The sequence below is a fragment of the Acinetobacter sp. YH12099 genome (assembly GCF_013419195.1).
GTDB lineage: Bacteria > Pseudomonadota > Gammaproteobacteria > Pseudomonadales > Moraxellaceae > Acinetobacter > Acinetobacter towneri.
The window spans coordinates 80490-99784 of sequence record NZ_VPAP01000009.1 but is presented as its reverse complement, the minus strand read 5'-3'; the positions used below and the strand labels follow the sequence as shown (position 1 = coordinate 99784).

Genomic DNA, 19295 nt, shown 5'->3' with positions numbered 1-19295 from the left:
GACGCCTTTCGAGGCGTCTTTTTTTTGCCAACGTTTTAGTTGCATATTTTGCTTTAATAAAGCCGCAATATTGCATATAGTGAATTAAGAACAATTTAAAAATATCAAGAAAACTAAGGGGATAGCTTATGCAATTTAGAGGACTGACACTGTGTTTATCGGCAATGCTACTGAGTGTGTCTGTTTCGGCTGCACCAATGCCAAACAGCATTGTGGTGAAAGACAAAGCCATTGTGCCTATTCTAAAAACTGAAGTGATTCGTACAGTGACAGGTGAAAAGCCTATACGCCATGTAGAAGCCACGATTTTTGAAGTGAGCAATCAGGGTAAAGATATTGTGGCAAAGGAAGTTGTTTTTGATGATGATCAAGCACAGTTTTCAGAGAAACAATTGGGTATTCCTGTGATTCAAAAAGGTGGGGTGATTGTACCAACCTCAAAAATTGAGTTGAATAAAACCCTAAAGCAGGATGGTAAAGTCATTTCTGAAGTGAAAACGATTGATGCAGAAGGCATGGAATATAAGCAGGGGCAGGCGCCAATTCATCGCACATTAAAACTGGATCGGGTCAAAACGCCTGAAAGCAAAGAAACAGTTTCTCATGCTGTGTTTACTGAAGATGGTAAAACCACACGTGATGTGGTGGTACTTGAAGAAGAGGGTACAGAATCCTTTATGATGCCTTAAGCATTTTACAGAAATACTCATATCTTACTGTGCTTGGTAACAGATTTTTCAAAGTTGATGCCGCAAGATGCACTACACTTAAAATCAACAACAGCGGGGAGACATCGCGATGAAAAAAGTATTTAGCGTATTGGCAGTTGCCACAGTATCGACCATGTTAATGGCGGGTTGTGAGAGCATGAGTTCAAATGACCAACGTATTGGTGCAGCAGCATTAGGCGGTGCCGTTGGTGGCGCAGCGGGTAACAGCGTAGGTGGTAGTGTTGGTGCAGCAGCAGGCGCAGGTGCAGGTGCAGCAGTTGGAAGTAAAACCCAAGATGGTTCTAACCGTAACGCAACCTATAGTGGAATTGGCGGTGCGATTGGTTCAATTTTAGGTAAAGAAGTGATAGGTGGTAATGCAGGCGCTGCAATCGGTGGTGCTGTTGGTGGTGGTGCTGGTGCAGCCATCGAGCAAAAGCGTTAATCTGAATACGAACAGCCATGCCATCCTACTGAAGTATTTATATTTCAGTACATCCAACGCAGAGTCTTATGATTCTGCGTTTTTTATGCGCTAGCTGAAAAATTAATGCGTTTGGATAAATTGATTGACTGCTTGAGTATAAGCATTATTTTGTCCCAATGACTTGTTGATTTCAGCATGTGAAAGTCGGACAGGCAATAACTGGGTTTGAGTTCCGAATTTCTGTGCTTGTTGAATAAATTGTCGAGCTTGAGTACAGGGTTGATCTGCACGGATGGTTGAGCACACCGCGAGAAATGCAGGTAAAGCTTGATGTAGCTGAGCTATCGGAGAAAGGGCTTTCCAGTTGGAAGGTTGATCACCAAAGGCTTGATCATAAAAACGTGCATGACGTGTTTGCATTATCTTTTCTATATCATAAGCCGCGCTATCTAAAGCAACTGTAGCACGCCAAGGCTGTGGCTGGGGTGCCAGCCAATGGGGGCGAACGGTTAATAGACTGACCAGGTGTGCGCCCGCAGAATGTCCCATCAGCACCAAGCGTTTTGAGTCAGCATGCCAATGCGGTGCCTGATTTTGGATATAAATAAGCGCTTGGGCGATATCCTGAGTTTGCTGCTGTACGGTCACATCTGGAACTAATCTATAGTTGATAGACACAAAAATCCAGTTTTGCTTGGTCCAGTAACTCAGCTTATTTTTGACCACAGCAGCATGATTTTTATCACCCATTTTCCAAGCACCGCCATGGACCATCATCATGAGCGGGGCTGGTGTTTGATCTGTGAGTACTTTGGCAGGGAAATAGACATCCATCACTTGTTGAGGATGAGATCCATAAGCCACATTTTTCAAAGTCTGGACTTTGGTAAATGTATTCGGCACCAAAGCATGGAGGGATGTCGATGAATAGAAACAAAGTAGGGAAAAGATTGGCACAAGATTTTTTTTCATTTTAATAATCCTTTAATTTTAAATACTATCAATGTTTATAATTTTTATGATCCACTGATGTATCAACTGTAATACGTTAATTAATTCATACCTGCTCAAAAAGAGTAGAGAAGTTTGTCGGTGACATTGATCTTTTTGTCTTTTGATTAAAATAATATTACCAACAACGCAGAATCATTAGATTCTGCATTTTTATGTGAGCTAAAAATTACGTTGCTACGGCTTTGGGCTTTTTACGTCGGATATATAAAGTTTTATGCACTTCTGCAATTCGAACACCTGATTCATCGACAATATTGAGCGTATATTGACGTGTCAGAGGCGCATAGTCTTCTGCGATCTGTTTGATTTCCTCGACTTCAGCGGCACTCAGGCGAATATCGGCATACACCGTACTGCGTCCTGGGGCAAGGAAATGAATCGTTGCCGCTTTATCCCAAACAATATATGTTGAACCCAAGTGATGCATCAGAATGAGCATATAGAAAGGATCGACCATAGAATAGAGGCTGCCGCCAAAATGTACGCCGACAATATTTTGATTTTTGCGGGTGAGTGGCATTTTGACACGGACATGGTGGTTGGCTAAATCGATTTGATCAATTTCAATACCTGCACCGCGATAGGGTGCATAACGATTTAAAAAATATTTAGAAATAAGTGGAATACTTTGTAGTTTTTTAAGCAGATTCATATGATTTTAACTATATCTTTCAAGTCTGGATGCCTTATATTAGTCTAAAATTTAGGCATCAATATGGCATGTTTTGTTATGCTGAGTGCAACAAAGGTGAATAAAAATAAAAAAGATGTTTATGCAAGCGCAAACGCAATGGATTGAAACCTCTGATCGACAACAGCTTTATGTCAAAACTTGGGGTGAAAAAACAGCACCTGCATTGATTTTGCTGCATGGCTATCCAGATAACCAAGTAGTCTGGAAACGCGTGATTGCCGTGTTGGTACAAGATTTTTATGTGGTGAGTTACGATGTACGTGGTGCGGGACAATCCTCCATTCCCAAATCCATTCGTGCCTATAGCTTGGCTCAATTGGCTGCAGATTTAATGGCTGTTGCTAATGCCGTTTTGGGGCAGCGTGCATTTCACTTGGCAGCTCATGACTGGGGTTCAATTCAGTCTTGGGAAGCAGTGACGGATCCAGAATTAAAGGGACGAATTTTATCGTACAGCAGTATTTCAGGCCCATGTTTGGATCATGCAGCGTTCTGGATGCGTAAGCAGTTTTCTGAAAATAAAATTAAATTTTTCAAACAAATGCGTAAATCTTGGTATATTGCTGCCTTTCAACTTCCTGCACTTGCGCCTACAGTTTGGCAGTTCTTTCAACCTGAACAATGGCGTCAGGTAGTGATGCGCTTAGAACGCGATCAAGATATTCCGGTCAATCCTAATATCCGCAAAGATGGGCGCTATGGCGTCAATTTATATCGTGCCAATTTTATCCCACGTTTATTAAAGCCGCGTCAACGTTATGCAATTTGTCCTGTGCAAGCTATTGTCTTGAAATATGATCAATTTGTGGGTGCTGAATTGATTGATGAAATGTCGCTTTGGGTAGATGATTTTCAACGTGTAGAGTTGGCAGCTAATCACTGGGCGATTCTTAGTCAGCCGCAAGCAGTTGCTACTGCCATCCGTGATTTTGCTTTAGGTCATGCAAATTCACATGCTGCAGCAATTTAAATCAGAAACGCTTGTCGGAGTTGAATGTTTGGTCAACTCCAATCTGCATAATCTCTGATAAAATAGCTTCTTTTTTGAATTTTCATCTCTTATGTTCGCAATTCTTGCTGCCATTGCAATCATGTTCGGATTGTCGTTGGCTCGTGTGCCTGTGGTTTTTGCCTTGGTTATTGGTGCAGTCTCAGGTGGTTTACTGGCTGGTTTAGGCTTACAAGGCACTTTAGATGCGTTTAATAATGGTTTAGGTGGTGGCGCTAAAATTGCTCTTGCTTACGGTATTTTAGGTGCATTTGCTTTGGCTTTGGCACGTTCAGGTTTGCCAGACTTATTGGCGTATAAGCTGATTCGCACTTTAACAGGTGGCAGTAATACTAAGGTACAGAACCGCGTTAAATATCTGATTTATTTTACTGTGGCTTTGGCAGCGGTATTTTCACAAAACTTAATCCCTGTACATATTGCATTTATTCCTGTATTGATTCCACCTTTATTAAGTGTTTTCAATCATTTAAACCTAGACCGTCGTGCAGTGGTTTGTTTGCTGACTTTTGGTTTGGTTGCCACCTATATGTTTGTTCCTGTGGGTTTCGGTGCAATCTTTCTGAATGATATTTTGGCGCACAATATCAACACCTTTGGTGCTCCGTATGGTTTTGCCATTCAAAATGAAGATATTCCTGCTGCCATGTTTATTCCTGTGTTTGGGATGTTTATTGGGCTATTGATCGCGTTGTTTGTGAGCTATCGTAAGCCTCGACATTATCAAGATGTGCAGGTAGAGCGTACCCAAAGCATTTCGAGTGAGCTCAATGCAAATACCGCCGCGCCAACCCTACAAGCGCCTCAGATTGCAAAATTTACCTTGTGGATGGCAGTGTTTGCGATTATTGCAACCTTGGCGGTGCAATTGTATTCAGATTCGATGATTCTGGCAGGTTTGGTGGGTGTTGCCATTTTAAGCTGTGCGGGAATTTTCAAATGGAAAGAAGCAGATGATGTGATCATTACAGGTATGCGTATGATGGCACTCATCGGCTTTATTATGATTGCTGCACAAGGTTTCGCTTCAGTGATTGAAGCGACTAATCAAGTGCCTGCTTTGGTAGAAGCGTCGGTGGAATGGATTGGCAATAGCAAAGCTTTGGCTGCATTTTTAATGTTATTGATTGGTTTGTTAATCACCTTGGGGATTGGCTCATCTTTCTCTACCGTGCCTATTTTAGCGATTATTTATGTGCCTTTATGTTTGCAGTTCGGTTTTAGCCCTGCAGCAACCATTGCGATTATTGGTACAGCAGCAGCCTTAGGAGATGCGGGTTCTCCAGCATCGGATTCAACCTTGGGGCCAACTTCGGGTTTAAATATGGATGGGCAGCACGACCACATGAAAGACAGTGTGGTACCGACTTTTATTCACTTTAATATTCCACTGATTATTTTTGGCTGGATTGCAGCGATGGTGCTGTAAATCATCACCAAAATTTGTAAGCACACGTGTTCAGAATAGGTTGGGCACGTTGCAGCATCGTGCTAAAACGACAAGAAGAATCTTTCTCAAATTCATCCTTGCATCTGCCGATTGAATCTCAATACACGATTTAAAATCTTCAAACAGAATGATTCATTTTCGTTGTAATTAACTTCTAATATTAGAATGAAGATGATTTTAATTCTCTTTATTTAATTTTAATAATTTTTATTGATTTTCTATGATTTAAAAATAGAAAATTCTGAGTGAATTAATTAATTTAAAATAAATTTGTTTAATTTTTAAATAAATACAAGATGTATTTTAAATAGATATTTTAATTTAATTTTAAATAAAATTGAGTAATATAGTCGGGAAATAATAATATAAACTTTATTAATTAACTCGGGTTTTAAAACCAAGTAATTTGGTCTATTTAAAGTAAATTTATATAATAATGAATGAGTTGTAAAATAATTTAAAATATATGTTTAATATGTGTTGCATATTAATAGCAGTCATGTTTAATATTAATTAAGCGTTAAGATTTTTATTCTAAAGGTGGTTTTAAAATGTTAAAGCAAGTTGCTCTAATTGCATTAATGGGTATGTCTGCTTCTGCAATGGCTGGTCAATGGCAAGTTAAAGTTGGTGGTTCTGTTATTTCTCCAACTGCTGATACGAATGTTACAAACCCTGCACTTGGTACTTTTGAGGCTGACCATGAATATGCATTTACGCCTTCAGTAGAATATTTCTTTAATGACAATATCTCTACAGAGCTTTTATTGGCTGCACCAATTAGTCATGATGTAGCTCTAAATGGTAATGATGTTGTAAAAATTAAGCACTTACCGCCAACACTAACTGCAAAATATCACTTTAAAAACTCAACTGGTTTTACCCCATACATTGGGGTGGGTGGTACAGCATTTGTTGCTTGGGATGAAAAAACGTCAGGTGCTTTAGCTTCTTTGGATGTAAAAGTTAAAGAAGACTTTGGTTTTGCAGGTCAAGTTGGTTTTAACTTCCAGCCAGCTGATGCGAAAAACTGGGGTGTGTTCTTTGATGCACGTTATGCACAATTGAGTCCAGAAGTAACTGCTAAAACGGCTGCAGGTGCAACGGCGGCTAAGTTTGATTTAGACATCGACCCAATGGTGTATACCATCGGTTATAGCTACAAATTCTAATCATAAAACGTAGCTCTTTATAATAATAAAAATCAGCGCAACCCCATCTTTATGATGGGGTTTTTTATTGCAAAAAATAACAAATGAATCGAATGAAAAAATTGAGTGCATGTGCCATGTTCATTTACAGTCTGAAAGATAAAGTAAAGAACGATAAAGAAGGAATTGATTCATGTTGATAAAATACGGTTGGCTTGTGGGTGTTGGTTTAATGCTGAGTGTCGCGGGGCATGCGGCGAGTTTTTCTTGTGAGAAAGCCAAAACACAAACGGAGTATGCCATTTGTGAACATCGTGCGGTTAATGATGCCGATGTGAAAATGGCAACCACCTATCGTATCGTCAGCCGTTTGGTCGCCATGGGGACGCGTTCACAAATTCGTGATGAACAATTTCGCTGGTTAGAGTTGCGTGATCGTTGTGGCGCTTCCGTCGATTGTTTAACCCAAGTGTATAATTTGCGTCAGCAGAAATTAGAGGATCATTTAAATCAGGTCTATCAACGTGCGCCTTTTTAAATTTTTCTGGGTTTAGGCTTGAAAAATCTGGCAATCACTCCAATTCATTAACACATCCAACAATAACCATGTTTATGAATTTAAGGAGTGATGAATGAGCGAGCACAGCCAAAAACACAGTTTCCAAGCCGAAGTGGCGCAGTTATTACATTTGGTGACCCATTCTCTTTATTCCAACCCTGAAATTTTTTTGCGTGAACTGATTTCTAACGCATCAGATGCCTGCGACAAATTACGTTTTGAGGGTATCAATCATCCTGAATATTATGAAAATGATCCTGATTTACGTGTGCGTATTCGTTTAGATCAAGATCAAAAAACCATAACCATTTCAGATAACGGCATTGGTTTAAGCCAACAGGAAGCGATTGAGCATTTGGGTACCATTGCCAAATCGGGCACCAAAGACTTTATGTCTAAATTAACGGGCGATCAAAAAGCCGATGCGCAATTGATTGGTCAATTTGGTGTGGGTTTCTATTCAGGTTTTATCGTGGCAGATAAAATTACTGTGGAATCACGCCGTGCAGGATTGGCTGCAGATGAAGCCGTGCGTTGGAGCAGCACGGGTACTGGCGAGTTTGATGTTGAGCAAATTCACAAAGCAGAACGGGGTACCGATATTATTCTGCACTTGCGTGAAGATGCACTGGATTATTTAGAAAGCTACAAAGTTAAGCAGATCATCAATAAATACTCTGATCACATCAGTTTGCCAATTCAAATGCAGAAAGAAGTATGGCAGCAAGAAGAAGCAGCTGAAGGTGAAACGCCGAAAGCAGGTCAGTATGTGAAAACTGATGAATGGGAAGCAATTAACTCGGCCAGTGCGTTGTGGACGCGCAATAAAAACGAAATTAGTGAAGAACAGTACATCGAATTTTATAAAAACCTCAGTCATGATTTTGACGCACCATTGGCATGGGCGCATAACCGCGTTGAAGGCAGTACTGAATACACCCAGTTGTTGTATGTGCCAAGTAAAGCACCGCACAACATTTTTACTCGTGAAGCCAAAGCGGGGATTAAATTGTATGTGAAGCGCGTATTTATTATGGATGAGGCAGAGAACCTGATCCCGAACTATCTACGTTTTGTACAAGGTGTGGTGGATAGCGCCGATTTGCCATTGAACGTGAGCCGTGAGTTATTGCAAGAAAGCCGTGATGTTAAAACCATCCGCGAAGGCAATACCCGTCGTGTGTTGACCATGTTGGACAATTTAGCCAAGTCTGAAGATGAAAAAGACCAAGAAAAATTTAAGCAATTCTATCAAGAATTTGGTTCAGTCTTAAAAGAAGGCTTAGGCGAAGACTTTGGCAACCGTGAACGTATCCTGAAATTATTACGCTACGCTACTTCAAGTAATGATGACATCAGTACCTCATTGGCGGACTATAAAGCGCGAATGAAAGAAGGTCAGAAAGCCATTTACTACGTTACGGCAGACAACTTGAACGCAGCAAAGCATTCTCCACAGTTGGAGTTGTTTAAGAAAAAAGGCATTGAAGTGTTGTTGATGGCAGAACGCGTAGACGAGTGGGCGATGAACTTTGTGCAGGAGTTTGATGGCACGCCAATGCAAAACGTATCTAAAGGTGCGGTTGATTTAGGCGATCTACAAGATGCTGAAGAGAAGAAAGCTTTAGACGCGGCTGCAGAACAATTTAAACCTGTGGTTGAGCAATTGTCTGCATCTTTAAGCGGTAAAACCAAAGAAGTGCGTGTGACTACACGTTTGGTTGATTCCCCTGCTTGTTTGGTAACAGGTGAAGGTGAACTGTCACCACAATTGATTCGTATGTTGAAGGATGCAGGGCAAGCTGTACCTGATATGAAGCCAATTTTGGAAATCAACCCAGAGCATCCTTTGGTGAAAAAATTACAGGACTCCAATCAATTTGATGATTTGGCGCATGTGATTTTTGATCAAGCTGTGATTGCTGAAGGTGGCTTGCCTGAAGACCCAGCGGAATATGTGAAACGTATTAATAGCTTACTGTTAAAGTAAGTCTGCTTTCGCATGAACATGATCGATGATGCGTTGTACAAATAATGCATCGTCATCTTGCAAGATCATCTTGCAAAAAAACCAAGTCCTGTTCGCAAGACTTGGTTTTTTAATTTGGCTTGATTGTAGATGTTACCTGTTTAGAAAATGGCTTCTAAACGCACTAAAGCACCGAGATAATGATTACGATCTGCGCGATCATCATTTAAATAATTGACATCGCCCTGAATAAAGAACCATTCACGTAAAAATGGTTGACGCCAAGAGACAAATGGCCCCCAACGATTTAAACGTAAGTCATCATCGTGATAATAACCGCCTGTATAAATGCCATAGTTAAAGCGGTTGCCTGCAAAGAATTGATGTTGTCTAAAGGTGTAGTTGTCCCAAACCAAATCATCATCTTGTTCATCGGCATAGGTCAGGCTAAATTGATTGGACAAGAAAGCCTGATTGGGGCGTGCGTGCGTGAGCTCCAAGTTGGTTCTGAGATAATTTTCACTGTCGATGCCATAACGATAAATTTGTTCGGCATGAAAAGAGAAATCATTTTCCAAAGTCCAGTCTTTAGAGGCTTTTAAACGCAGATAAATATCATCGCCAGAACGTACCCCTAAATCGACATCTGTTTCAAAAGGTAGACGCTCGGCAAAGTTCGACCAACGTATTGCCAGAGAACTGTTGTCTTCACGGCTACGTTTGCTGTCTACGGTTTTGTCTGCGTCATGCGCTGGGTTTTCGTTGGTAATGGCGACGTTATTTTGCAATTCGTTATCGAGCGAGTCATCACCAAAGACCACACTGAGTTTATTTTCAAGCGTAGGCAGTTGGATTTTCCCGCGAATACGAGGTTTGACTTCATATTCATTATGCTTGTCCCAACTGCTATCGACCAAAACCCGTAAAGTGGCTGAGGCAGGCTGTTCAGGACTTGGTTCACCAAACCAGTTATCCAGTTTATGTGCTGTTTTATCTGCCCAGTTGCGAATATTTTTTTGACGTTGATCGAACCAAGTTAAATGTTCCGTTTCTGCGGTGGCAGGTACAATGGGTTCATTGGATTGTTCGGGTAATACCGTCGGTGTAGCATCAATCCAACGTGGAATCGTGTAATAAAAACTGCTTTTATCTACTGCACTTGGCGGAGCGACAGGCAATTCATAAGGTGGCAGTGACGTATGGGCTTGATCCACTGATTGAGTTGATTCTTGTGCAAAAGTGATGCCTGCGACCCCACTTAAGAGACAGCTTAATATAAAAGGCGATGTGTGCTTTATTCTTGACATTATTTACTGATCTTTAAGCCATTTTTGTTAGTGTTGAAAATCTATGAGATAAAAGCAAGACTTGGCTACAAAATCATAATATAAACGGCAGTTTTTAGGCAGAAACCTCTTTTTCTTGATACATTTGAAGTGCTTGGCATAACTGCAAAGCATCAATCGGTTGCTGTAATTGGGAGATGACTTTTTGAATCATTTGCCAACTAATACCTTGTTGTCGATCTAATAAAATGTGCGGTATAGCTTGTTCAGTACGGGACAGTTGTAAGCGCTTTTGACCATGAATCACACGAATTTTTTGTCGTTCTTTCAGTAAAATCAAAGGGGTATGACTCTGTGCTTCACTTTCTTCAAACTGAATAAACTTAGTAGTTTGAATGTGCTGTATCGGAATGAAAGGAAAATAATGCTCTTGCTGCCACACGATTTGAGCATCATGACTATAGCATTGAAAAAGCTGATCGAAATCAAATAAATGTTCTTGTAATTTTTCCCAAGAAATTTCACGTATTGCTGCAATTTCATGTTCAAACTGTTGGCAAAAGTTTTGAGTCAAACGAATCGCTTGCATTTGATCTAATGCGCCAAGCAGTACCACATATTTAATAAAGCGTCCTTGCGTATTGGTTTGCTCTGCCAAATATACCGCACGCGCCAACACCTGTTGCTGATCTTCTTCGGGATCAGACAAATGCACCAATACATCGGCATATTGCGTGACTTCTGGCGCTTCAGGCAAAAAGACCCGATACAACTGTGCTGACTCATTTTGGCTAAGATTGAGCGCAGAAATGGGGCAACTATATTGGCTTAACAATAGATTATAAGCTGGGTTGACGCTTGGTTTTTGCGTGCCAGCCGTCATCTGGGCAGTATCTATTGTCGTTGCATCAGGCTGAGCTGTATTCAGTATTGCGTTGGAAATGATCGTTTGGTCTGCTGTCGGTTCAATTGTAAGTTCATCTTTAGCCACGTCCACAACTTGAGTATCAGACGAGGCAACTTCTTCTGTAGCGATGTGGTCTCTAATAAAGTCAAATTGAATTGGCGGATCTGCAGCTTTATTTTCTTCTGGGTCTACAGTGGCAAAAATTGGTTGAGTTTGTGCTGCTTCTATCGTTACAGTTTGAGCAGCTTCTAGCACAGCAGCTTGCTTGAGTTCTGCATCGGTTTGAAGGCAGTGATATTGTTGCTGCTGTTCCAACATCCAGCGATAGACCTGCTCTAAATCTTGAAACTCACTTAGTAAAGCAGTGCGGTCAGCAGCAGGAATTAACCAAATTTGCCAACCTGCTCTCGGTTGATACAAAATCGCCCAACCTGCTTCAGGCTGTTGATAAAGTACTGTTTCAAGTGCTTCAAGTTGTGTAAATACGCCACGAAAAGATTGTGCATATAAACTTTGTTCTGCAAAAGTTACCGCAGTTTGAATTGGATTTTGTGAGGCTTTAAATGTGAGCAACTGTTTTTGAAAAATCGGTTTATCGCACAGCATAAAAATTTCTTTAATGCGTGCTTTGGCTTTGGCTGTTTCATACAGACTGAGTCTTTTATGCGTTAAAGCATCAATTAAGTCGCGTAATTCTTTAATCAACAGTGATTTTTCTAGTGTATTCATTGATGCATACTTAAATATGTTGTTGTGCTTTTTCCAAATAATCTGCCAAGACAATATTCAGAGCCAATTCAATCAATTTATATTCTGCCGATTGTGGTTGAGGATAGCGTTTGGCTAATTCGATTAAATGGCTGACCTCAATCGCTTGAGGTGGAATTTTTCTTTGTATAAGTGCTTGAAGTTGTTGCATAGGCATCTGCTATAGCAATGAAAAAAATCACTTTAATTATATGGATTTAATTAAAAAATACATGCTAAAAATTGTCAGCTTTTGTGCTTTTTTAGACATTATTGACAAAAAATGCGCTTTTTATATGAAAAATAATCAAAAAAATTTAAATCGCAGTGCCAAAAAAGTATTAGCAATTGGGTAGAACACAGTTTTTAGATGTTGCATGGACGATTTAAAGCAAATTTAGCATTAGAAAAACAAACAGCAGCCTGCTTTAGACTGCTGTTTGGGGAGAGAAATGGGAGAGATTAATACAGCTAAAATTAGTGGATAAAACGCGTAACTTAAGCTGCCTTTTGCGAAGTTGGTTCATTTACAACAGCTTCAGATGCAGCCGATTCTGTATTCACTTTTTGAGTTGGAAAATCAGGTACATGCACAATTTGAGCAGATACATTTGCAGCAATTGCTAAAAGTGAAACCATCAAAACAGATTTAAACATATTCATGGGAATATCCATCCAAAGTGTTAATGTCTAGGCAGAAGAATAGACATCGTAGGGAGATCAAACGAAATAAAAAATTCACATGAATCATAACAAAGTTTAAAATTTACAAAATGATCATTTCGGCAATTATTTTAAAAATAGCAATATAAAACAATATATTAGAGTTTTAGCTCTAGTTTTTTTGTAGGCTTAAATGGTTGAGATGTCTGCAAAATTTGTATTTAGATAAGTCTGAAATGCGGGTGAATGGTGACAGTTTTTGACAGTGTGAAATCATGTAATGTTTTGGCTGTGATTGGTTAAACAGTCTAAAAATGCGGTTTTTTTAATCTATGATGGAATTCCAATAACGATAAAGGACAGTGAGAAAATCATGGCAATTGCAAAAGTAGTTGAAGTTAATTCAAGCAGTACAAAAAGTTTTGAAGACGCGATTCAGACTGGAATCGCTAAAGTGACAGAAACAATTAAAAATGTCCAAGGGGCGTGGATTAACGAACAAAAAGTGGTGGTTAAAGACAATCAAATCACGGAGTATCGGGTCAATTTAAAAATCAGCTTCTTGGTTGAATAACACCTCGCTTCATTAACGAAGCATAGTAAGATGACAACTAACCGAAGCATGGTTGCGGGGCAAAGCTGGAACTTTGACCCATTTTAAAAGCACAAAAAAATCCCGTAATGGGATTTTTTTGTGCGTCTAATCAGCCGGAAGAACACTATTCAGCCTTGTCTGTATTTCAATCTTAAGCTTTAGGTTCAGATACATCGCATTGTTCTGCATCGCAGCTTGCTGCATCTTCAAGCTCTAGCTCGCTTGCTGTTTCAAGGGCTTTTTGCAGAACTTGCACAAAAACTTCGCGTGGCTGCGCACCTGCTAAAGCAATACGCTGATCAAATACGAAGAACGGTACGCCAGTGACGTTTAATTGTTCACGTGCAACTTCTTGGTCAAATTTTACAAAGTCGGCATATTCGTCAGAATCCAAAACATCATCCACTTCTACAGGGTTCAGCCCAATACGTGATGCAACATCTTCTAGTGTTTCACGCTCGCCAATTGCCAAACCTTGAGTCATATAGCTATAGAAAAAAGCTTCTTTGGCTTCGCTGCCCAAGCCTTTACTTTGCGCCAAATGCACCAAACGATGGGCATTAAAGGTATTGCCAGAGTTGGCATTTTCCCATTGAAAGTCAATGCCTTCAGCTTTTGCCATTTCGGCAATATTACGCTGCATGTCTTCTACTTCGGCAAGGCTGCGCCCATATTTTTGTGCCAAACGCTCTGAATTGGACACTTCCTGACGCGGTGGCGCATCTGGATCAAGTTCAAAGCTGTGCCAATGCACTTCTAATTCTACACCTGCTTCTTCAGCAGCAGCCTCTAAACGTTTTTTGCCGATATAGCAAAACGGGCAAACAATATCTGACCAAATATCAACGCGCATGAACAATCTCAAATTCTGTTTTTTACTAAGATGGGGATGTTACATAAAATTTAAAGCATAAAGCGATGCTAAACTTATTTTTGAGCATCTGATCAAATAGCGTCATGGATACAGAATCATATAAAGGCATAAATGAATTGATTTATTTCACTATATTCTAATGGCTGCATTAGAAAATAAGCATAAAATGCTATACAAATGTGACAGGCTTCACGCTAAGATATTGCAAATACTAAAAAATAAGAGGGCACGCATGCGACGTATAGTGCTAATTATAGGATGTGCAACGCTGCTGATTTTTGGCGGGATGTTTTATCAATATCAACAGCAGCAAAAACAAGTCACTCAATTGCATGCTTATCAAAATGTGATTTATGAAAAAGCCGAACAAATTTTTGTACAGGCACAGGATTGGTCTAAGCCGATTCAAATTGACTTAAAAGATAATCGTTTAGATGGCGACTATCAAATTATGGCGAGTTTTGTCTTGAGTCACATGGTGCAAAGTGCCGAAGCGCGCAATAGCTATTTACGTGAATTAAAAGCCTTGAATTGGGATCAGTTTTTAGATCCTCAACGACTTGCTGCAGATAAAAAACAAGACTATGCTGATACCGAAGCCATGTTGGTGCAAGTACGTGCCATGGTAGAGCTGTATCAGGAACATTTAGAACAGCATGAAGCGATGGCTTTGGAGCAGATTGAGAATCTTGAAATCAATCATAATTTGCGCCGTCATTTAGCAGAATCTTTGCTAGAAAGCCGCCATAATGACCAAGGACACGCATTATTTGAATTGGAAAAGAAAAATTTGGGTAAGGCGTATGTGTTGTTTGCAATTTTAAAAAACAATAAATGGGAGCTCAAAAACAATACCTTCATGTTCTATGAAGATGCAGCCTTGAAAGAATTTAATGCGGTATATCAAGAGATGGTGCAGCTCAATACGCAAATGCAAGAGATCACTCAGCAGCATCAGCGGGCACTGGAAAGCAAGTTGTAAGGTCTGGCAAATCCTTACATCAAATTGTCAAAAGAATGTCATCTGCCGTTCAAATCTCTTGCCTAAACTGTGCCTGTTGATTTAATTGCTCAGCTAGGCAGGTCCAATATGAACAGCATTCAAGTCTTTGATGATATTCAACAACTGTATTTGCAATTCTTAGAAAATAAAAACTACCCGAAACTCGAAAATTTAAATAATTGGGGCAAGAACCGTTACTTCTTTAATCAGCACTTTCGTTTGGTTGAAGATTGGCATCAGACTGAACAAATTGTGATTGAATTTAATCAACAATATTATTGCTTGGATACAGGCAGCGCCCCAGACTTTATGGATAAAGAACGCTATATGACATGGTTGATGGGGGAGTTGTTGGTTTAAGCCGTGCAGGTAAATCACAACTGATCAGCCATCTAGTCTTCAAGATAACAATGCAAAAGAATAAAATTTAAAAATTAGAACAGCTCAAAACAACAAAATAAAAAATCCCCGCATGATGCGAGGATTTTTTTATTACGAAGACTTTTTACACACGCTCAATAATTGTCGCGATACCTTGACCAAGACCGATACACATGGTCGCAAGACCAATTTGCGTGTCTTGTTGTTCCATCACGTTCAATAACGTGGTGGTGATACGCGCACCTGAACAACCCAATGGGTGACCGAGTGCAATTGCACCACCGTTCAAGTTCACACGATCTTGCTGATCATAAATGCCTAAGCCTTTTAGAACAGATAGACCTTGTGCAGCAAACGCTTCGTTTAATTCAAAGGTTTGAATGTCTGCAATTGACAAGCCCGCACGTTTAAGTGCTTTTTGCGTTGCAGGTACTGGGCCATAACCCATGATTGCTGCATCACAGCCTGCAACGGCCATAGAGCGAATCACCGCACGTGGTTTCAAACCTAATGCTTGTGCACGTTCAGCAGACATAAGCAACATAGCAGAAGCACCATCAGACAATGCTGAAGATGTCGCCGCAGTTACTGTACCGCCTTTCGGATCAAATACAGGGCGTAACGCTTGGAATGCTTCAAGGTTGGCATCAGGACGAATTACCTCGTCAATGTCGCAAAGCTGTTTAAAGCCGTTTGCGTCATGACCTTCAATGCCAATGATTTCGTTTTTAAAACGACCTTCCTGCGTTGCAGCCCAAGCACGGCGGTGAGATTCCACACCAAACGCATCTTGCTCTTCACGCGAAATACCATTCATACGGCCCAACATTTCAGCAGTTAAGCCCATCATGTTAGATGCTTTGGCATAGTGCTTAGATGCAGCAGGGTTGATGTCGATACCGTGCATCATGCCTACGTGGCCCATGTGCTCTACACCACCAATGATGAAAATATCACCTTGATTAGTTGCAATTTGTGCCGCAGCCGTGTGGATGGCTTGCATTGAAGACCCGCACAGACGGTTTACAGTTTGACCTGCAACAGTTTTTGGAAGATCAGCCAATAACGCAATATTACGGCCAATGTTCATGCCTTGTTCTAGGGTTTGATTCACACAGCCCCAGATCACATCTTCAACTTCGTTAACATCAAACTGGTTACGAGCAACTAAAGCACGAACCAATTCAGCCGATAGGCTGTCAGCACGTACATTGCGGAACATACCGTTTTTGGTTTTACCCATTGCTGAACGTACGCCATCAACGATGACAACGTCACGTGGATTTAAAGTAGCCATTCACGTTGCTCCTTAACCGTAGAATTTTTTGTTGTTAGCAGCCATGTCACGCAACATTTGTGGCGCTTCATAAGCTTTTCCTAAGTGTGCATATTTGTCGCAAAGTGCAACGTATTCAGCAACACCTGTTTGGTCGATGTAACGGCATGGACCACCGCGGAATGGAGGGAAACCTACACCCATAATCATGGCCATATCTGCTTCAGATGGTGTTGCCACAATGTTGTCTTCTAAGCAACGAACAGTTTCGTTACAGAAAGCCAGCATCATACGGTCAATGATTTCTTGTGCATCAAATTCACGTTTTTCAGCAGTTGCAACAGATGCCACAAGCTCGTATGCAGTTGGATCAACCACTTTGGCTTTTTTGCCTTTGCGGTCCAATTCATATTTGTAGAAACCAATGTCATTCTTTTGACCAAGACGTTTGTTTTCGTACATGACTTGGATTGAGCCTTTATAGTCAGGCTTCATGCGGTCAGGGAAACCTTCAGCCATAACTTCTGCACCGTGAACGCCCGTGTCAATACCGACCACGTCCATTAAGTATGCAGGACCCATTGGCCAGCCGAATTTTTCCATGACTTTGTCGACTTGCTGGAAGTCTGCACCATCTTTCAGTAACAAGTCGAATGCACCAAAGTAAGGGAACAATACGCGGTTCACCAAGAAGCCTGGGCAGTCATTCACTACGATTGGTGTTTTACCCATTTTCTGAGCAAGAACCACAGTGGTCGCAATTGCTTCAGGTGAAGTTTTTTCACCACGAATCACTTCTACCAATGGCATCATGTGCACTGGGTTAAAGAAGTGCATGCCGACAAAGTTTTCTGGACGTTGTAGGTTTTCAGCCAAACGTGTAATCGAAATGGTCGATGTATTCGATGCAATAATCGTGTTTTCACGTACTTTAGATTCAGTTTCTTTGAGTACAATGCCTTTGACTTTCGGATTTTCAGTCACGGCTTCAATCACGATATCTACTTCTTTAAACTCGTCATAGCTTAAAGTTGGGCGGATGCGTGCCAAAGTTTCACCCATTTTTGCAGGGGTTAACTTTTTGCGTTCAACTTGTTTGGTCAATAAGCCATTGGCTTCTTTCATACCCAAAGCAAGTTGCGGATTACCAATGTCTTTCATGATGATTGGTGTGCCTTTGCTTGCCGCTTGGTAAGCAATACCACCACCCATGATACCTGCGCCTAGAACAGCCGCTTGGTTAACAGGATGTGCACCTTTTTCATATTTCTTAGAAGTTTTCTTCACCACTTGGTCGTTGATAAACAAACCAATCAACGCACCTGCTTGAGGCGTTACAGCAGCTTTGGCAAAGCCTTCAGCTTCAGCCTTGAGTGCGTCATTACGTGGCAAGCTTGCACCTGCTTGTAAAGAATCCAGCATGAGTTTTGGTGCAGGGTATTGTGCAGGATTCGCTTTCGCTAATACCGCACCTTTTGCAGTGTTGAACGCCATCATTTGTTCAAGTGGGTTCAATTTCACTGGGTCTAATTTTTCTTGGCGTTTTGCTTTCCAGTCCAAACGACCTGCAATGGCTTGTTTAACCAAATCAAGCGCAGCCGCTTGTAATTGATCTGCAGCAACCACAGCATCTACAGCACCGTCTTTAAGTGCAGCATCAGGACGTTTAGGGTTGGCCATTGCCATCCATTCAACCGCATTGTCGATACCAATAACGCGGCTTAAACGAACCGTACCACCAAAGCCTGGGAAAATACCGAGTTTGATTTCTGGTAAGCCCACCTGTGCTTGGTCTGACATGACACGGTAGTCACATACCAAACACATTTCAAAGCCGCCGCCCAATGCCATACCATTGATTGCAGCAACTTTAGGAATTTCTAAATCTTCAAAAGCATTGAAGATGTCGTGAACAGGCAATGCCCAATCCACAATGGCTTGTTCGCCTTGAGCGAAGTTTGCGCCAAATTCGGTGATGTCTGCACCCACGATAAAGGTTGATTTCGCAGAAGTGACGATTAAACCTTTCACTTCATTGTTTGCTTTAACAGCCTCAATCGCAGCTTTAAAGTCTTCAATCGTTGCACGGTTAAATTTGTTGACCGACTCACCTTGTAAGTCAAAGCGGAATTCTGCAATTCCGTCCGAAAGCATTTGGACGGTAATGGCATTGCCAGCGTGGATCATGCCTGATCTCCTTTATTTTGGAGGACTTCTAAGTTGATGTTATGAAGCGTGTGCGATAGTCCTGCACACATATATGCCTCGCTAATCTTACGATAACTATATCGAAAAAAAATATAGCAAGTTGTATCAAGCCGTGACGCAAGGGTCATGATTTTTCTCATAGCACGGAATTGCTTTTTGACCCGATCTTAAAATCCTATGTTTAAAGCAAGATGAAAGTGATTGTTTTCTCTTTTATTTTTAATCAGGTTGTATTGTGTTTTTGATTTAGAAAAGCTTGATAAATAGATGTTATCAGTGGGTTGTTGTGGGCAGAAAAGTCAATCCCTTGTTTTGATTATAAGTTTTAAAGCATGAAGTCGGTAGATATGGGTAGTTTAGGCAGTGACTTGC

19 protein-coding genes are annotated in these 19295 nt (G+C 40.8%); 10 read left to right on the top strand and 9 right to left on the bottom strand.

The genetic code is table 11. The features are described 5' to 3' along the window. Window positions 1-128 precede the first annotated feature (128 nt). Both FTU39_RS07490 and FTU39_RS07485 read left to right on the top strand, forming a co-directional pair. Window positions 129-689 (top strand): hypothetical protein, encoded by a 561-nt coding sequence (locus tag FTU39_RS07490; protein WP_154321134.1) that lies wholly within the window; start codon window positions 129-131, stop codon window positions 687-689. A gap of 109 nt (window positions 690-798) precedes the next feature. Continuing rightward, window positions 799-1155: a DNA transfer protein p32 gene (locus tag FTU39_RS07485; RefSeq protein WP_096902329.1), complete on the top strand. Its 357-nt coding sequence runs from the start codon at window positions 799-801 to the stop codon at window positions 1153-1155. 102 nt (window positions 1156-1257) lie between these two features. Here the strand turns inward: FTU39_RS07485 and FTU39_RS07480 are convergent, their stop codons facing one another. Continuing rightward, on the bottom strand, window positions 1258-2109 hold the full coding sequence (locus FTU39_RS07480; protein ID WP_096902328.1) for an alpha/beta hydrolase: 852 nt from the start codon (window positions 2107-2109) through the stop codon (window positions 1258-1260). A gap of 208 nt (window positions 2110-2317) precedes the next feature. Then, on the bottom strand, window positions 2318-2803 hold the full coding sequence (locus FTU39_RS07475) for a DUF4442 domain-containing protein (RefSeq protein WP_096902327.1): 486 nt from the start codon (window positions 2801-2803) through the stop codon (window positions 2318-2320). Between the two features lie 121 nt (window positions 2804-2924). On the opposite strand from FTU39_RS07475, the gene FTU39_RS07470 reads away from it, so the two are divergent. The 5 genes from FTU39_RS07470 (at window position 2925) to htpG (ending at window position 9004) form a co-directional block, all read left to right on the top strand. Next, the gene (locus FTU39_RS07470) at window positions 2925-3815 is read left to right on the top strand and encodes an alpha/beta fold hydrolase (protein WP_180051946.1); all 891 of its coding nucleotides are present in this window, start codon (window positions 2925-2927) and stop codon (window positions 3813-3815) included. Window positions 3816-3906: 91 nt separating this feature from the next. Next, a complete protein-coding gene (locus tag FTU39_RS07465; protein ID WP_179996317.1) occupies window positions 3907-5283 on the top strand; it encodes a Na+/H+ antiporter family protein in 1377 nt (458 codons plus the stop codon). 572 nt (window positions 5284-5855) lie between these two features. Continuing rightward, on the top strand, window positions 5856-6476 hold the full coding sequence (locus tag FTU39_RS07460; protein ID WP_136144749.1) for an OmpW family protein: 621 nt from the start codon (window positions 5856-5858) through the stop codon (window positions 6474-6476). 172 nt (window positions 6477-6648) lie between these two features. Further along, window positions 6649-6993 (top strand): lysozyme inhibitor LprI family protein, encoded by a 345-nt coding sequence (locus FTU39_RS07455; RefSeq protein ID WP_136144750.1) that lies wholly within the window; start codon window positions 6649-6651, stop codon window positions 6991-6993. Window positions 6994-7087: 94 nt separating this feature from the next. Then, window positions 7088-9004, top strand: coding sequence for a molecular chaperone HtpG (gene htpG, locus FTU39_RS07450; RefSeq protein ID WP_180051945.1), 1917 nt, complete (start codon window positions 7088-7090; stop codon window positions 9002-9004). 140 nt (window positions 9005-9144) lie between these two features. On the opposite strand, the gene FTU39_RS07445 is transcribed toward htpG, so the two are convergent. The 4 genes from FTU39_RS07445 to FTU39_RS07430 all read right to left on the bottom strand — a co-directional run bounded on the left by FTU39_RS07445 (window position 9145) and on the right by FTU39_RS07430 (window position 12586). Further along, window positions 9145-10290, bottom strand: a complete 1146-nt coding sequence (locus FTU39_RS07445; RefSeq protein WP_180051944.1) for a hypothetical protein — start codon at window positions 10288-10290, stop codon at window positions 9145-9147. Between the two features lie 94 nt (window positions 10291-10384). Beyond that, on the bottom strand, window positions 10385-11905 hold the full coding sequence (locus tag FTU39_RS07440) for a hypothetical protein (protein WP_180051943.1): 1521 nt from the start codon (window positions 11903-11905) through the stop codon (window positions 10385-10387). A gap of 10 nt (window positions 11906-11915) precedes the next feature. Next, window positions 11916-12095: a hypothetical protein gene (locus FTU39_RS07435; protein WP_004975807.1), complete on the bottom strand. Its 180-nt coding sequence runs from the start codon at window positions 12093-12095 to the stop codon at window positions 11916-11918. Window positions 12096-12421: 326 nt separating this feature from the next. After that, window positions 12422-12586, bottom strand: a complete 165-nt coding sequence (locus FTU39_RS07430; protein ID WP_019836107.1) for a hypothetical protein — start codon at window positions 12584-12586, stop codon at window positions 12422-12424. Between the two features lie 373 nt (window positions 12587-12959). On the opposite strand from FTU39_RS07430, the gene FTU39_RS07425 reads away from it, so the two are divergent. Beyond that, window positions 12960-13160, top strand: a complete 201-nt coding sequence (locus FTU39_RS07425; RefSeq protein WP_004975809.1) for a dodecin family protein — start codon at window positions 12960-12962, stop codon at window positions 13158-13160. A gap of 172 nt (window positions 13161-13332) precedes the next feature. Here FTU39_RS07425 and FTU39_RS07420 read toward each other — a convergent pair whose 3' ends face one another. Further along, the gene (locus tag FTU39_RS07420) at window positions 13333-14034 is read right to left on the bottom strand and encodes a DsbA family protein (protein WP_004975810.1); all 702 of its coding nucleotides are present in this window, start codon (window positions 14032-14034) and stop codon (window positions 13333-13335) included. Window positions 14035-14287: 253 nt separating this feature from the next. On the opposite strand from FTU39_RS07420, the gene FTU39_RS07415 reads away from it, so the two are divergent. Beyond that, entirely contained in the window at window positions 14288-15037 is a 750-nt protein-coding gene (locus FTU39_RS07415) for a hypothetical protein (RefSeq protein WP_104852942.1), read from the top strand. Between the two features lie 108 nt (window positions 15038-15145). Then, entirely contained in the window at window positions 15146-15418 is a 273-nt protein-coding gene (locus FTU39_RS07410) for a hypothetical protein (protein WP_004975814.1), read from the top strand. 145 nt (window positions 15419-15563) lie between these two features. Here FTU39_RS07410 and fadA read toward each other — a convergent pair whose 3' ends face one another. Further along, on the bottom strand, window positions 15564-16736 hold the full coding sequence (gene fadA, locus FTU39_RS07405) for an acetyl-CoA C-acyltransferase FadA (RefSeq protein WP_004975824.1): 1173 nt from the start codon (window positions 16734-16736) through the stop codon (window positions 15564-15566). A gap of 12 nt (window positions 16737-16748) precedes the next feature. Further along, window positions 16749-18902, bottom strand: a complete 2154-nt coding sequence (fadB, locus tag FTU39_RS07400; RefSeq protein ID WP_180051942.1) for a fatty acid oxidation complex subunit alpha FadB — start codon at window positions 18900-18902, stop codon at window positions 16749-16751. Window positions 18903-19295 lie beyond the last annotated feature (393 nt).

Excerpts from the sequence above, each read along its gene's own strand:
- FTU39_RS07490 (WP_154321134.1), top strand. The coding sequence starts at position 129 with ATGCAATTTAGAGGACTGACACTGTGTTTATCGGCAATGCTACTGAGT.
- FTU39_RS07485 (WP_096902329.1), top strand. The coding sequence starts at position 799 with ATGAAAAAAGTATTTAGCGTATTGGCAGTTGCCACAGTATCGACCATG.
- FTU39_RS07430 (WP_019836107.1), bottom strand. The coding sequence starts at position 12,586 with ATGAATATGTTTAAATCTGTTTTGATGGTTTCACTTTTAGCAATTGCT.
- FTU39_RS07465 (WP_179996317.1), top strand. The coding sequence starts at position 3,907 with ATGTTCGCAATTCTTGCTGCCATTGCAATCATGTTCGGATTGTCGTTG.
- FTU39_RS07470 (WP_180051946.1), top strand. The coding sequence starts at position 2,925 with ATGCAAGCGCAAACGCAATGGATTGAAACCTCTGATCGACAACAGCTT.
- FTU39_RS07440 (WP_180051943.1), bottom strand. The coding sequence starts at position 11,905 with ATGAATACACTAGAAAAATCACTGTTGATTAAAGAATTACGCGACTTA.
- FTU39_RS07410 (WP_004975814.1), top strand. The coding sequence starts at position 15,146 with ATGAACAGCATTCAAGTCTTTGATGATATTCAACAACTGTATTTGCAA.
- FTU39_RS07415 (WP_104852942.1), top strand. The coding sequence starts at position 14,288 with ATGCGACGTATAGTGCTAATTATAGGATGTGCAACGCTGCTGATTTTT.
- FTU39_RS07420 (WP_004975810.1), bottom strand. The coding sequence starts at position 14,034 with ATGCGCGTTGATATTTGGTCAGATATTGTTTGCCCGTTTTGCTATATC.
- fadB (WP_180051942.1), bottom strand. The coding sequence starts at position 18,902 with ATGATCCACGCTGGCAATGCCATTACCGTCCAAATGCTTTCGGACGGA.
- FTU39_RS07460 (WP_136144749.1), top strand. The coding sequence starts at position 5,856 with ATGTTAAAGCAAGTTGCTCTAATTGCATTAATGGGTATGTCTGCTTCT.
- FTU39_RS07480 (WP_096902328.1), bottom strand. The coding sequence starts at position 2,109 with ATGAAAAAAAATCTTGTGCCAATCTTTTCCCTACTTTGTTTCTATTCA.
- fadA (WP_004975824.1), bottom strand. The coding sequence starts at position 16,736 with ATGGCTACTTTAAATCCACGTGACGTTGTCATCGTTGATGGCGTACGT.
- FTU39_RS07455 (WP_136144750.1), top strand. The coding sequence starts at position 6,649 with ATGTTGATAAAATACGGTTGGCTTGTGGGTGTTGGTTTAATGCTGAGT.
- htpG (WP_180051945.1), top strand. The coding sequence starts at position 7,088 with ATGAGCGAGCACAGCCAAAAACACAGTTTCCAAGCCGAAGTGGCGCAG.
- FTU39_RS07445 (WP_180051944.1), bottom strand. The coding sequence starts at position 10,290 with ATGTCAAGAATAAAGCACACATCGCCTTTTATATTAAGCTGTCTCTTA.
- FTU39_RS07435 (WP_004975807.1), bottom strand. The coding sequence starts at position 12,095 with ATGCAACAACTTCAAGCACTTATACAAAGAAAAATTCCACCTCAAGCG.
- FTU39_RS07475 (WP_096902327.1), bottom strand. The coding sequence starts at position 2,803 with ATGAATCTGCTTAAAAAACTACAAAGTATTCCACTTATTTCTAAATAT.
- FTU39_RS07425 (WP_004975809.1), top strand. The coding sequence starts at position 12,960 with ATGGCAATTGCAAAAGTAGTTGAAGTTAATTCAAGCAGTACAAAAAGT.